Annotated in this window: 13 protein-coding genes and 1 riboswitch; of the genes, 7 read left to right on the top strand and 6 right to left on the bottom strand. The window is 39.4% G+C overall.

The genetic code is table 11. The features are described from left to right. Nucleotides 1–69 precede the first annotated feature (69 nt). Nucleotides 70–930, top strand: a complete 861-nt coding sequence (locus SporoP32a_RS12665; protein ID WP_085428221.1) for a DMT family transporter — start codon at nt 70–72, stop codon at nt 928–930. Nucleotides 931–1,239: 309 nt separating this feature from the next. Here the strand turns inward: SporoP32a_RS12665 and SporoP32a_RS12660 are convergent, their stop codons facing one another. The 3 genes from SporoP32a_RS12660 to SporoP32a_RS17515 form a co-directional block, all read right to left on the bottom strand. Next, nucleotides 1,240–2,646: a hypothetical protein gene (locus SporoP32a_RS12660; protein ID WP_085428220.1), complete on the bottom strand. Its 1,407-nt coding sequence runs from the start codon at nt 2,644–2,646 to the stop codon at nt 1,240–1,242. A gap of 908 nt (nt 2,647–3,554) precedes the next feature. Further along, nucleotides 3,555–3,905, bottom strand: coding sequence for an antibiotic biosynthesis monooxygenase (locus SporoP32a_RS12655; protein WP_085428219.1), 351 nt, complete (start codon nt 3,903–3,905; stop codon nt 3,555–3,557). Nucleotides 3,906–4,311: 406 nt separating this feature from the next. Continuing rightward, nucleotides 4,312–4,566 carry a magnesium chelatase subunit ChlI family protein gene (locus tag SporoP32a_RS17515; RefSeq protein WP_420542319.1) on the bottom strand — a complete coding sequence of 85 codons (255 nt, stop codon included), beginning with the start codon at nt 4,564–4,566 and terminating at the stop codon, nt 4,312–4,314. 174 nt (nt 4,567–4,740) lie between these two features. Next, nucleotides 4,741–4,927, top strand: a riboswitch (cobalamin riboswitch). 164 nt (nt 4,928–5,091) lie between these two features. Here SporoP32a_RS17515 and SporoP32a_RS12645 point away from each other — a divergent pair. Together SporoP32a_RS12645 and SporoP32a_RS12640 are read left to right on the top strand one after the other, a co-directional pair. Further along, the gene (locus SporoP32a_RS12645; RefSeq protein WP_085428217.1) at nt 5,092–5,631 is read left to right on the top strand and encodes a hypothetical protein; all 540 of its coding nucleotides are present in this window, start codon (nt 5,092–5,094) and stop codon (nt 5,629–5,631) included. Then, nucleotides 5,631–6,587 carry an ABC transporter substrate-binding protein gene (locus SporoP32a_RS12640; RefSeq protein WP_085428216.1) on the top strand — a complete coding sequence of 319 codons (957 nt, stop codon included), beginning with the start codon at nt 5,631–5,633 and terminating at the stop codon, nt 6,585–6,587. Before SporoP32a_RS12645 ends, SporoP32a_RS12640 begins: the two co-directional genes overlap by 1 nt. A 260-nt stretch (nt 6,588–6,847) precedes the next feature. Here the strand turns inward: SporoP32a_RS12640 and SporoP32a_RS17075 are convergent, their stop codons facing one another. After that, the gene (locus SporoP32a_RS17075) at nt 6,848–7,855 is read right to left on the bottom strand and encodes an S-layer homology domain-containing protein (protein ID WP_085428215.1); all 1,008 of its coding nucleotides are present in this window, start codon (nt 7,853–7,855) and stop codon (nt 6,848–6,850) included. A 194-nt stretch (nt 7,856–8,049) separates the two neighbouring features. On the opposite strand from SporoP32a_RS17075, the gene SporoP32a_RS12630 reads away from it, so the two are divergent. The 4 genes from SporoP32a_RS12630 (at nt 8,050) to SporoP32a_RS12615 (ending at nt 10,384) form a co-directional block, all read left to right on the top strand. Beyond that, entirely contained in the window at nt 8,050–8,217 is a 168-nt protein-coding gene (locus SporoP32a_RS12630) for a helix-turn-helix domain-containing protein (RefSeq protein WP_085428214.1), read from the top strand. Continuing rightward, nucleotides 8,210–8,536: a hypothetical protein gene (locus SporoP32a_RS12625; protein ID WP_085428213.1), complete on the top strand. Its 327-nt coding sequence runs from the start codon at nt 8,210–8,212 to the stop codon at nt 8,534–8,536. Before SporoP32a_RS12630 ends, SporoP32a_RS12625 begins: the two co-directional genes overlap by 8 nt. A 245-nt stretch (nt 8,537–8,781) precedes the next feature. After that, nucleotides 8,782–9,300 (top strand): transposase family protein, encoded by a 519-nt coding sequence (locus SporoP32a_RS12620; protein WP_232319511.1) that lies wholly within the window; start codon nt 8,782–8,784, stop codon nt 9,298–9,300. A gap of 37 nt (nt 9,301–9,337) precedes the next feature. After that, entirely contained in the window at nt 9,338–10,384 is a 1,047-nt protein-coding gene (locus SporoP32a_RS12615; protein ID WP_085428210.1) for a transposase, read from the top strand. Between the two features lie 130 nt (nt 10,385–10,514). Here SporoP32a_RS12615 and istB read toward each other — a convergent pair whose 3' ends face one another. Next, nucleotides 10,515–11,240 carry an IS21-like element helper ATPase IstB gene (gene istB / locus SporoP32a_RS12610; protein WP_085428212.1) on the bottom strand — a complete coding sequence of 242 codons (726 nt, stop codon included), beginning with the start codon at nt 11,238–11,240 and terminating at the stop codon, nt 10,515–10,517. Then, nucleotides 11,237–12,691, bottom strand: coding sequence for an IS21 family transposase (gene istA, locus SporoP32a_RS12605; protein WP_085428211.1), 1,455 nt, complete (start codon nt 12,689–12,691; stop codon nt 11,237–11,239). The genes istB and istA overlap by 4 nt, the downstream gene beginning before the upstream one ends. Nucleotides 12,692–12,785 lie beyond the last annotated feature (94 nt).

Here is a 12,785-nt window from a genome sequence, read left to right as displayed (position 1 = left end):
CTTTCCCAAGTATGCGAAAGGACATTGTGGTATCATTCATACCGAACACAAAAAGATTGGATGACAGCTATGACAAATCGCAACAAAGGAATTTTATTATTACTCGTATCAGCATTTGGCTTTTCCATCATGACGTTATTCGTCAAATTATCTGGAGACGTGCCTACGTTACAAAAGACCATTTTCCGAAATGGTGTATCGATGGTGATTTCCTTCTTCTTCGTTCTTCATTTCAAAGAACGTTTTTTCGGAAAACGTGAAAACCAACCACTCTTGCTTTTACGATCAGCACTCGGCATGATTGGCATCATCTTACTGTTTTATGCAATCGATCATCTCGTGATAGCTGATGCTGACATGCTCAACAAAATGAGCCCTTTTTTCACGATCATTTTCGCAGCATTTTTTTTAAAAGAATATGTCAAACCGTATCAAATCTATAGTATTGTGATAGCTTTCCTTGGCACTCTGTTCATCATCAAACCTTCATTCTCGCTCGATATTGTTCCGTATGCCGCGGGGATCTTATCAGCTGTGTTTGCAGGCGCTGCATACACAGCGCTACGAGCACTCGGCAATCGAGAACAGTTTTATACGATTGTGTTTTATTTCTCAGGATTCACAACAATAGTGCTTCTGCCGTTTGTCATTTACGGGTACGAGTCGATGACATGGCAACAGACGATGTACTTGCTCCTCGGAGGCGTTTTCGCGACGATTGGGCAATTCGGTATCACGCTCGCTTACAAATTTGCACCTGCAAAAGAAATATCAGTATTTAACTATTTTACGGTAGTATTTACGGCATTACTTGGACTAGCGTTTCTCGGACAAGTACCTGATCGTTTTAGCGTCCTTGGTTATATCATCATTTTCGGTGCATCACTCTTTATGTTTTTGAAAAACAAAGGGGAACCTAAAGATACGTAACAAAAAAAGGAATTCAAAATCTTGATGAGTTTGAATTCCTTTTAATCGACCGTATGAAATGGTAGCAGATTGACTACAAACAGTTGCCTGAAAGCACATTCGAAATAATTGCGAGACGTGTAGGTAATGCTTTTTATGCTGGAATATACTCGGAAGAATGCACTACCTTCCTTTCTAATTTCTCGATACGTTCTTATTCAATAACTTCAATTAACAATTCAAATATGTTTTTTCTTTGATCGACTTCTCTATAGATTTATTCAAATCATACAAAAACACTTACGTATCGCTGCCGATCTATAGCAACTGTTATTTGTCGTCCACCTTCTGCTTAAAGGAAATGTACGTAGCAATGGATAAGGTTATTAGAGAAATGCTCACAATTATTTGAGTTAGGTGTATTATTTGTTCGAATATATTTAAACGGGGTTCGTACGATAAATTGAATCCCATCGTAGCAATACTTTCAAACAAACTGACTATCAATATTTTTACTGTGCTATATATGTGCGATAAATCGTAATTTGCTGCACCGTTTACAATGGGCTCACTATACAAATTGTAAGCACTTCTTACAATAGCTGCCAACAGCATAATTTCAATCAGACTTTTAACAGCCAACAACATACGGTCTTTCCCGTCTAAATCAGATGATTTCTTCTCTTTGGATAATATGTCTTTAAAGAAAGCAACGACTATTTCAATGGATCTTGATAACAATCGCGCGAATAATACCGCTGTAATGCTTAGTAAAAAATTGCTTAGTGAGAATACTTCATTTTTTGTTTTCCATGAAAATATATCAAAAGTATAAAAAATGAAATAGCCACAGAGAATCAGAAGGAATTCCATATACAAAAACAGTGAGAGATTTAAATTCTTCTTATTGCGACGTATAATATACCCGCTCAGCTTCTGCGGTAAATCCACGTGAGGATTTTTCCCCAACTTAGCGTACTTTAGATCAGATTTAAGCAATTCAACTGCGTAAGAAGAAAGTAGTACAAGAATTTCACTAAATAGCAATATAACTATAAAAAAGCGATAAGAATACAGTAGATCTAGTTTATATTCATATGTGATTAATAGAGTAAATAATGTTGTCATAAAAATAGGCGTAATCGCTATAAATAGATGAGGTCTATTTCTCTCTACAGAATCTGACGAAAAATCGGGATTTTTCAATGGAACAGTAAATAATAGATATATTGCTAAAAAAATAAATATTGAAAAGGACAAAGTATTCCGTTGAATTTGCTCTGCTATCATTGTAGCGATCACACTAATACGTAAAATGACTATCACTTTTGACTTAAAAATCAGATAGACTGAAGTTCGAGTAAAACCAACTTGCTCCACTGAAAGCAATAATTTCTTTTTTATGGTTGCCAATTTATCCAGCAAATCTTGACAACCATTTTCAGTTACCACAAATTTATTTACTAGCCATGAGAATAGAAAAGCGGCCGACAGCATTATACCTAAACCTAGCCCCCGGAGTAGGAGTGGTGAAAAAAGTTCATCCAAAAATCGTTGAAATTTTAACCCGTCTTTAATGAACTCATTTATCAGGCTACTATCCAAACTTTGAAAACTCATAACATAAATAGAAAAGTGAAAAAGGAGTAGCGAAAAAAATAAAAATACGAGAATCCATAGGGCGTCAGAATAATGTTTAAAACTTTTAAGTACTCCGTCACATGTCTTTTTGATCATAATTATAATCGCCTCCACTCTCTGTATGTAAAATACAGCTTTACTTATCATACTAAACTTGCTATAAAATTTGTATTTCAATTCGCCTTTACAAACTGAAGGTTCTAGAGTGCGACATTTATTAAGGAATACATTTTAATTCCTGATTGTTTATACACCGCAGAACAAATGGAAGTATGATCGTCATTATAGTTAAAACCATAAATATACCAGCGAGTGGGCGTGAGGTGAAGAAGTCTTTTCATCACGTAAATATACATCAGCAGTCTGAGAAAAATCTACATTAAGCAAGTCTACCGTCATAGCAAATTTCGTACTTTGGACTCCTATTTGAAATGGATTCACAAACCCTATAGCTGGATTTTCATAAACCTAAATATGATAGTCCTTCACTCTAGCCACTTCACTACTTCCTAAATACAACACAATATCTACAGTATTTTCACCATTTACATTTTGCGACTTATTAATGAATTACAACAATAACTTTCTTCTTGGGATAGTCTGAATGTATCATTGAAGCTTTGCTGTATATCTATTTGTATGATACACATATACCATTTATAATTTGAGTATTCAGTAAAATAATCACCTGAGTCAACAGGTATCATACCCCTTCCTCTATCCGTTGCACCTAAGAATTTATATTGCTTAAGTTCATATTTTTCATTTTCATTTCTTAAAAATGAAGTTATTGATATGCAACTTTTTTATCTATTCTTCGTAACCTTCCTTCAATTGTTACTCGTTGCGTATATGCCGGCTTAATCGAATAAAAAAGCTCTCCAACAAATTTCTCAGTTGAAGAGCTCCTCGTTTTATTATTCTTTAGTTGTCTAAGTAGGGGCTAAATTGTTTAGGGACCTGGTAACTGTTTCGATACGTTCTAAACCAAGCTGCTCCAGTAGTTAATCCTTTTCAGCCGGCAAATGCTGAACGAGCGTCAAATATGTAGATAGTTCAGTTCCAAGAATCGGATTCTCTTCCGGCTGTCCGGAAGGATTTTGTTCTTGTATAGCACGAGCCTGTGCTTTATCAACTGCCCGCTTTTTACGCCATGCCTCAAAATATTTTTCATCTTCCCATGTAGTGCAAATGTGAAGTTCATCATGATCTTCAACATCTTCTTTCATCCATACTTCCATCCGAACGAATCCCTCAAACGTATGAACAGCTTTTGGTTTTTCAAAACGTGCCGCAACTTCTTGACCCTTTCCTTTTTCAATCCGAATTACATTAACTGCCGTCATCTGGCTCATATGAGCGCCTCCTTATCAATGAATCCTTATGTTAACGCACAATACATTGCGCATCGTAAGTGTCTATACTATAAGGATACTCTTTTACTTCACCTGTGTAAATTCAAAGGTATATCAGCAAAGGCGCAGGGAAAAATAACATTGGGTCTCGCAAAATTCATTACTGTTTTAAATTTTGGAGACTGTTTACTTCTTTTCACTTTACCCTTCGTCTTCTATCCATCTCAAGCAAACAATAGCTAACGTAGCTAGAACGAGTTTTCTAAAAAGGTGGCGGCAAGTACCTCAGAATGGAATGCGAATCCATACATGAGATAATGTTCTGGCGGTTATTCCCACGCATCACCACATGAAGATAGGTATTCGGGCGCCAATTTCGCTTACATTTGAACAGCACCTACACCCCCTATCGACTGCAAACTAGTAGGCAGCTTTTTCCACATAAGCGCTTCCTCCAGTGCTTCCATCGATATATCCCGCTTCCTTGCAAGTCCGATATTGTGCAGGTGATCCGAATGAGTTTTACCTGCGTACGATTACTCCATTTCCGTTCGAAACAGACATCACCTATTATATTCAACTGCCCAGTAGTAAATCTCGCAGTCTGTTCAAGTAGTTGAAACGAAACCGTACCATTACGGAGATCATTGCCATACCGCATACGTTGGAGTTCGCGTGTTTTCGCTATCAAACGATGGGTGTAATTCAACTACGTTCATGAAAATCTCCTCTATAATGAATGGCAACTACTTTCTATCTCTAGTATAGAAAACTCGATGGGTGAAAAATCAACCATATCGGACTTCTGTATCACATTCGAGTTTTGCCTGTGCTATACTTTATTGATTGAATAAGTTAAGAGAATCAGAAGCCGGGGAATTCGGTTGAAAGCCGAAGCTGTTTCCGCAACTGTACATGCCGACGAAGTGAGAACATGCCACTATTTAGTTAACTAGATGGGAAGGCTCTCACGGATGGATGACGCATAAGCCAGGATACCCACCTGATTCATTCAGTATTTTGCTCTTCGGAAGATAAGGGAAGATACGGCATACTCTCTATTTGGCATGCAATTTGCTATAGGTTTTTTGCCGCCGCCCGATATCGATATCGTGGCGGTTTTTTCTGTTCGTACATAAGCAAAATGCAGAATTTATTCAAAATCTATTGAAAGGAGTTGGAATGAATGAAGAAAGACAACCGGTTTCTTTGCTATCCATTTATGAGGGAATCCGTTTCGACGGTGGACTTTGAAATCCGTACAGACTCATTAACTACGCGAATTGGCGAAGCAATTGCTGTAAATCCTGTTCAGCGGGTGTGTGATGATTTACATTATCTGCAGCCGATGGCCTATCATTTGAATGGTTCTGTACGCGGTAAAACCGCTATCTTCTCGGAAGACGTGGAAAAACTGAGTGAGATGTATGACTTTTATACAGATGAGACGCAAAGTTTGATTGACCGCTTTGTGCTACCACAAGGTACCCATGCCGCTTGCGTGTTGCACGTTTGTCGAAGCGAAGCGAAAAAATCTGTACGCGCACTGCATAAAGTGTCACTTGAACGTGAAGTGCCTGATATTTTATTCGACTATACACACTTGCTTGCCAATGTGTTGTTTGTGATGGCCGTCTATACGAATAAAGTATGCGGTGTCGAAGAAATTCAATTCGTTAGTAAATCGTATCCCATCAGAAAGAAAAAGAAAGTAGTGGATAATTAATGAGTAAAAAAAACGTATGGGTCTGGACATCAGTCCTCTCCCTATTCCTCGTTCTGGCCGGCTGTTCGTCAAATGATACCAACACACCTGCAGACAAAGATCAAAAACCAGCCGTCGAATCAAATGAAGTTTCCAGTTACACAGTTACAGATGATGCCGACAATGAAGTCACCTTCGATAAGGTGCCTGAAACTGTGATTTCCCTGCAACCAAGCAATACAGAAATTTTATATGCCCTCGATGAAGGAGATAAACTGATCGGAGCGACCGACTACGATACCTACCCTTCTGAAGCACTGGGCGTGGAGCGGATATCTGATTCTGTAACCTTCAACGCAGAACGCATTGTCGAATTGAAACCTGATGTAGTGCTTGCATATACAATCGGCGAGGATGAAGCATTGAATACGTTGAGAGACTCAGATATCCCGGTGTTCGTCATCGAGTCCGCTTCTTCCTTCGACGACGTATACGGTGACATTATACAGATTGCGGAAGTAATGAACGTAAAAGACCAAGGGGAAAAACTGGTTGATTCTATTAAAAGCCGGATTAGTAAAGTACAGGAAAAGCTAACCCAAATAGAAACGCAACAGCAAATGTATTATGAGATTAGCCCGGCCCCGGACATCTACACAACAGGAAGCAATACGTTCCAACAAGAGATTTTCGATTTGGCGAAGGTGAACAACGTGTTTGCTGACCAAGAGGGATGGATTAAAGTTTCAGAAGAAGATATCCTGAAGAAAAACCCCGACGTGATCATCACTACAGTGTCCTATGAAGACGATGCCATTGCCAATATTAAAAAACGCGAAGGCTGGGACGTCCTGGATGCAGTGAAAGAAAATCGCGTATGGCAACTCGACAGCGATATTATGTCACGTCCGGGACCGCGCATTGGAGAAGCAGTTGAACTACTGGCGAAATCAGTGTACCCTGACGAGTTTAACTAGACACCTGACCTCTACACGCCTCGAAAGTACTGAAGAAGAGTCTTCCAATCGATTCCTCGATTCGGAAGACTCTTCTCTTTGATATTGCACTGTTTTTCCAACAGTGCTAAAAGCTTACCTCTTTAATAAATGTTGTGTGACGCATGAACACGTGTTTTTCAAAACCAGCAACAAGTTATTCAGAAATCCATACCCGTCGCAGATGACGATTTATAATTGTTTGTGTACCTGGTACCTTCTTTAAAGCCTGGCATCATCTTTTATTCAATCGAATCTATAACAAAATCATCTTCTTCAACAGAAGAAGGTTTCTCAATAATCACGGTGATTTTCAAATCTTGCGCCTTATTTCCCGCTCCATCTATCGCACTGTACGTTATCGTATAAGTGCCACTAGTAGATGTATTAATATCATTAATAACTACCCCAGAATTATCGGTAATGACAGTTTGAAGCACGATTATTTTACCTGAATAGTCTACCGCTTGAACAGCCGGAAGTGTAAACTTCTCTCCATTTTTAAGACTCAATTGCTTCTCACCATCATATTTCCAAACTGGCGATTTGTCAGTTGGTTGCTGCGGCTTGTTGTCTTCAGTGGGGACGGAAACAGATGCTGTTTTAAATAAGAAGGATGCAAATTGACCCCGTGTAGTCGTATTCTTGGGATTAAACGCAACTGCAACCGGATTGGTAATATCGAAAAAGTCGAGTACATCAACAAATGGGCGAGCTTCCGCTTTGGCTGATTTTAAATCTTGTACATCCTTTTTAAATGTTTGCTTCGCAACAAATCCTACAAGATCTGTTTTGTGAATGGCATTATAAGCGCGAACAAGCACAATTGCCATATTCTCACGAGTAATTTCACCAGTCGGGTTAAGTGTACCATCAGCTTGACCGTTGAAAACTCCTTGATCCTTTACTAAGGCTGAGTATTTCAGTAATTCTTCATTTTGTATTGACTTATTATCAGTAAAACGCGGTTTTGTCTGATAGTCTGCTGGAATATCATATCCAAGAGATACTAGCCATTTCCCCATCATTTTTACAACGTCAGAACGTGACAATGTCTTGTTAGGTTTAAACGTTCCATCCGCATACCCCGAAATGACTCCTTGTTCAACAAGTTCTATTATTGCTTTTTCATGTGAACTATTTTCTGTATCAGAAAACCCTTTCGCGCTTGTAGTGATCGGCGCAGTCATCAGAACGATTATTGCCATAAGCACGATTAATACGTGATTTCGTTTAGATCGAATTGTCATGCAAACTTTCCTCCTATAAATTTCATATATAGCACTATACAATTATATCAATAATCAATAGAAAGTATACACAAATCCCCATATGAATAAGCTACTTTATATCTTGGCCAATTGTACAATCAAGTTAGCCACCTAAATTCAAATAAAAAATGCCACTATAAAATTCGTGTATCATTGAAGTTGCGAGACTAACAATGAGAGGAAGTTTTATAGTGGCACAACTTGAGAGTACCATACAAAACCGTAAAAATAAACACCTGTCGGCTTTTGAGCGCGGTCAAATCGGGGCACTTTACAAGGATGGAAATACCAACCGAGAGATTGGTGGACGCTTAGGACGCGTTAATCAAACGATTGCTTAATGAACTGAAGCGTGGAACCACGCCCCAGCTTAAGACGGGTCGCACGCCCTATACAACCTATTTCGCTGAAACAGAACAGGCGATATATGAACGAAATCGACTTCAGTGCGGTGCGAAAAGCAAACTACTTATCGCGAATGAATTTATCGATTTAGATGTATTGCGCGTTCGAAATATAGACTTGCCGATGAAACTGAGAAGGAACACCAAGGCTAAATGCATCCGAAGAAATCGCTGTGTTTTGGGCATGGGTATTGCTGAACGACCCGTTGAAATTGAAGACACCAAGAATTCGGTCATTACGAAATTGATACGGTAGAAGGACAGAAATCTTATGACACCGCATTATTGACGCTTGTTGAACGAGAATCTATTATGTGATTCTACTAGATGATTAAGATCATGATTCGGCCGGCTTTGCGATGAACCAGTTACGATAGGATTTCGGTGAGCGGTTTCCTCAAGTATTCAAAACGATTACGTCGGATAATGGCAACGAGTTTTCCAATATGACAAAAGATGTGTTTTGCAAGAAGAAAGTGGTTCTTACGCGAACTTGGTGACATGACAATCAGAAAGCTAGATTGGTATAATAAAGAGAAAGAGGTGTTGAAGATGAACCTTTTAAGCTGGACGCCTCCCGACACTTTTATGGAATTGCTTCATGTGGAAGCAGCCTCTGAAATAACCAGACTGATTGTTGAAAGTACCCGATCCTCTTCCTGCTGCCCCACTTGTTCTCGATCCAGTAACCAATCTCATAGCCGATATACACGCAAGGTTCAAGATGAACCTTACAATGGCCGTCCTGCGGAATTGCTGATCCTCTCACGGAAATGGTTTTGTGAATATGAGGATTGCCCGGTGAAAATTTTTACCGAAAGGTTTGATGGTCTGTCGCCTAATCGGCGCCGTACTCAGCGTGCGGAGGATATCCTTCGTAAAATTGCCTTCTCCACGAGCTGCCTCACGGCCGAGAAGATCGCTCATGCCATCCATATGCCAATCAGCCACGACGCACTATTGGCTTTAATTTACCGGACAGACATCATATCTGAGGTGTCTCCCTTTCCTGGGAATTGACGATTTTGCATTTCGAAAAGGACATACGTATGGAACGATGATCTGCGATCATCAGCAAGGAATTCCGCTGGCTTTGTTACCCGATCGCCGTCCCGAAACCGTCGCCAGATGGCTGAAGCGTTTTCCATCGGTGCAAGTGGTAAGCAGAGATGGTTTCACTGCCTTCCGGCAGGCGATTTCCAGAGCGAACCCTGCCATTAACCAAGTGTATGACCGATGGCACTTGATTCGAAATGCCAAAAAACAAGTCGATACACATTTGGCGTCTCATATGCCTGCTTCGATTAACTGGAGTGAAGCAGCGGAAGGAATGCCGATCCCTTTGACAGCTTCTGAAAAAGCTGCGATTGCACGGCAGTCACAAAAATGGTCTCTAATCCTAGAGATTCAAGCGGAACATAAAAGCGGAAAAAATCTCTCCGAACTCTCCAGAGAATTCCAATTGGATTGGAGAACCATCCAAAAATATGTCAATTTACAGTCTCCGCCAATCGATCGTAGAATCCGTGCGAAACCTATTGACGCCTACGCTGAGGAGGTTATTCAATTAGAACAGGCGGGCCATACAGTCAAATCCATCTATCAGCTCGTTCAAGGACAAGGTTATGAAGGAACCTATTCGGCAGTGCGCTCACTGGTTCAATCAGAAAGGAAAAAGCGAAAATATAACGTTCCAAAAAAGATATCGGTATCACGGCGAAAACTTGCCGCTATTATCTGGAAGCCGAGAGATGAACATAATGAGGAAGAACAAGTACTGCTTAAACAATGTCTATCTCTTTACCCTTCGGCAAAAGAGTTTGTTGAATCAGTACAAGTGCTTCGCCTATCCTTCTCTAAGCCAAATGAGGACCAGTTTTTACAATGGATGAATGCCCAGCTCTTGGACCGAACCTCTCCCTTTCATCATTATGCACGCCGTCTTCGAAGCGATTTGCAGGCTATCCGGAATTCTTTCATACAACCGTATAGTAATGGCCGGCTGGAAGGGCAGATTAATCGTCTCAAAACCATCAAACGGGTTACTTATGGTCGTGCAAGTTTGAAATTGCTGGAGAAGCGTGTACTTTACCGCACTCAATGATATTTCAGAAAAATAATTAAAATACATAACAATGAGGTGCATTCTCATTCACCAAGTTCGCGTAAGAACCAAGAAAGTGCATAAGTTTGCAATGAAAAATACACAAGCCTGCCAGCCTTCAATTTAGTTTTTATCTTTGTCGCGATAAAGCGTTTGTAACTCTAAAACTATCTCCAGTAAAATTCAAAATGTGAGCGTGATGGATCACACGATCTACTAATGCGGCAGTTAGTCTAGAATCACTAAATACACGATTCCATTGACTAAACTCCAGGTTTGACGTGATAATCAAGCTTTTCTGTTCGTACCAATCTGAAATAAGTTGGAAAAGGAGCTCAGCTCCTTCCTTGTTGAAGGGTACGTATCCCATCTCATCTAAAATAATTAAATCCACACTTTTGAATCGACCTCTAAACTGCGCTAATTTGCCGTCGCGCCATGCTTTTTCCAATGATTCAGCGAGATCAGAAACTCTGTAAAAGCGTACTTCTAATCCACGCTTACAGGCCTCATAACCTATGCCAGTTGCGAGATGTGTTTTCCCTGTACCTGGTGCTCCAGTTAATATCAAGTTCTCTCTACGACCGATAAAGTCTATCTTACATAGTTCCTCACTATCAATGTGTGCTGGAAAATGAATTTGTTCATTCCATTGAAATGAAGAAAGTGACTTCTTCTGAGTAAATTTAGCTTTCTTTATTAAACGTTCTGATTTTGCTTCCTCTCGGAATTGAAGTTCCTTTTGAAACAACTCATCTAAAAATTGAGTAGGATTCTCGAAAGGGATATCTTCGTAAATCTCATTCACATAAGCCAAGCGTAATGTTTTACAAATACTTTTCAGATTAGAAGTCATGGAGTTTCACCTTCAATCTGTGACGTACTTTGTAACTGATCATACATACTCCAATTAACATCATAAGGATGCTCTTCAGGTTCTTTTAAGCCTTCGGATTGGCTACTCAAGAGGTCGTAGAATTCATCATTGATTTGGTTCATATTATGAGTTACTAATAGCGCTATTAACCAATGTAAACGTTCTTTACGAATCGTCAGATTTGAGATATTGATGTATTCATAAATACGACCTGGAAGATACGGAGAGAACCGTGAATAGCTTACTGCACGCGGTTTACTTAACCAAGATTTTAAGATTGATTGCCAGGGAATCTCGCGATTCTTATGCATATAAGGACGGTTGTCTTCATATAGAATCTCTCCGTGAGGAGATAGTACTTTGAATCGGTTCCAATATTTCACAATAGATAAGGATGGATAGTTATTTCCTCTTGGAATATAGACTCTCACTTTATCTAAAGTGATTTCACCATACTTATTAGACTGAACCTTATTCTCTTTAAACACGGGGAATTCTTCATCTGGTAGAGCCAATAAGTATTCAAATTCTTCCTCCAAAAGTTTTTGTATCGAGATTTTCTTCTCATAATGAATTCGTTCTCGATCTTTTGTATGCTTTTGCTGCAATAAGTTCGTCAGATGTTCCAAGTTCTCTATAACTGGTGCGGGCGTGATGAAGTTATATCGAACATAGCCAACTTTATTTTCTACATTTCCTTTCTCGTGTCCTGAATACGGATTACAGGCTTGAGGTTCGAATCCGTAATGATTCGCAAACTGTAAGAATTCATTTGCAAACACAGTTTCTTCGTGTTTATTTCTTGGTTTAGTGACAGCGGTTACCATGTTGTCGATTCGGATTTTTCTTGGTACGCCACCTAGCTGCTGAAATATTTTCTTGAGTCCATAGAGAAGACATTCTTGATTTTCTGATGGCAACGGAATTGAATAGGCATCATTACTGAACGGTAGGGTCATAATTAAACAGTGAATATCACGATACTTACCATCTTGTACAGCTTCCATTAACCCGAAATCTAACTGCGCTTCTGCAGGCGGATGTATAAGACGCTCATAGTTTTTATCTGTAGTTTCATCTTCAATATCCTCTCTACTTTCTCGCCACTCTTTAATAAAGTACGATACGGTCCGATAGGAACCTTTGAATCCTAGAGCTTGTAGCCCAGTAAAGATCCCTTGGTTTGTTCTCCGTTTCTTTCTCTTTAGCTTTTGATCTTCCCAAAGCCAATCACTAACAATTTCTCCCCATTTTTCTTCGTACATCATACCGGATCTTTTCAACACTTTCTCTTGAGGCAGTTGGTCTTCATCCGCATACTTTTTAACAGTTCTCCAATTAAGATGTAACGTTTTTGCTATGTGATTTATAGATAATGATTTCTGATTCCTCATTAATTTGATACAATTGATTTCAGGCATTGCCAGCATTCCTCTCAACCTCCACTGATTTGATTCGACACCAATACAGTAGAGAAATTTTGGAAGGCTGGCAAGCCTTTTATTATTATTTTACAATTGCAAC

Origin of the sequence: Sporosarcina ureae, assembly GCF_002109325.1 — a bacterium.
Lineage (GTDB): Bacteria > Bacillota > Bacilli > Bacillales_A > Planococcaceae > Sporosarcina > Sporosarcina ureae_C.
This window is presented reverse-complemented; position numbering and strand designations above follow the sequence as displayed.

What these genes read in the sequence shown, in the direction of transcription:
- SporoP32a_RS12615 (WP_085428210.1), top strand. Translation starts at nt 9,338, where the DNA reads ATGATCTGCGATCATCAGCAAGGAATTCCGCTGGCTTTGTTACCCGAT.
- SporoP32a_RS12645 (WP_085428217.1), top strand. Translation starts at nt 5,092, where the DNA reads ATGAAGAAAGACAACCGGTTTCTTTGCTATCCATTTATGAGGGAATCC.
- SporoP32a_RS12655 (WP_085428219.1), bottom strand. Translation starts at nt 3,905, where the DNA reads ATGAGCCAGATGACGGCAGTTAATGTAATTCGGATTGAAAAAGGAAAG.
- istA (WP_085428211.1), bottom strand. Translation starts at nt 12,691, where the DNA reads ATGCTGGCAATGCCTGAAATCAATTGTATCAAATTAATGAGGAATCAG.
- SporoP32a_RS12620 (WP_232319511.1), top strand. Translation starts at nt 8,782, where the DNA reads ATGACAATCAGAAAGCTAGATTGGTATAATAAAGAGAAAGAGGTGTTG.
- SporoP32a_RS12640 (WP_085428216.1), top strand. Translation starts at nt 5,631, where the DNA reads ATGAGTAAAAAAAACGTATGGGTCTGGACATCAGTCCTCTCCCTATTC.
- SporoP32a_RS17075 (WP_085428215.1), bottom strand. Translation starts at nt 7,855, where the DNA reads ATGACAATTCGATCTAAACGAAATCACGTATTAATCGTGCTTATGGCA.
- SporoP32a_RS12630 (WP_085428214.1), top strand. Translation starts at nt 8,050, where the DNA reads ATGAGAGGAAGTTTTATAGTGGCACAACTTGAGAGTACCATACAAAAC.
- istB (WP_085428212.1), bottom strand. Translation starts at nt 11,240, where the DNA reads ATGACTTCTAATCTGAAAAGTATTTGTAAAACATTACGCTTGGCTTAT.
- SporoP32a_RS17515 (WP_420542319.1), bottom strand. Translation starts at nt 4,566, where the DNA reads ATGCGGTATGGCAATGATCTCCGTAATGGTACGGTTTCGTTTCAACTA.
- SporoP32a_RS12660 (WP_085428220.1), bottom strand. Translation starts at nt 2,646, where the DNA reads ATGATCAAAAAGACATGTGACGGAGTACTTAAAAGTTTTAAACATTAT.
- SporoP32a_RS12665 (WP_085428221.1), top strand. Translation starts at nt 70, where the DNA reads ATGACAAATCGCAACAAAGGAATTTTATTATTACTCGTATCAGCATTT.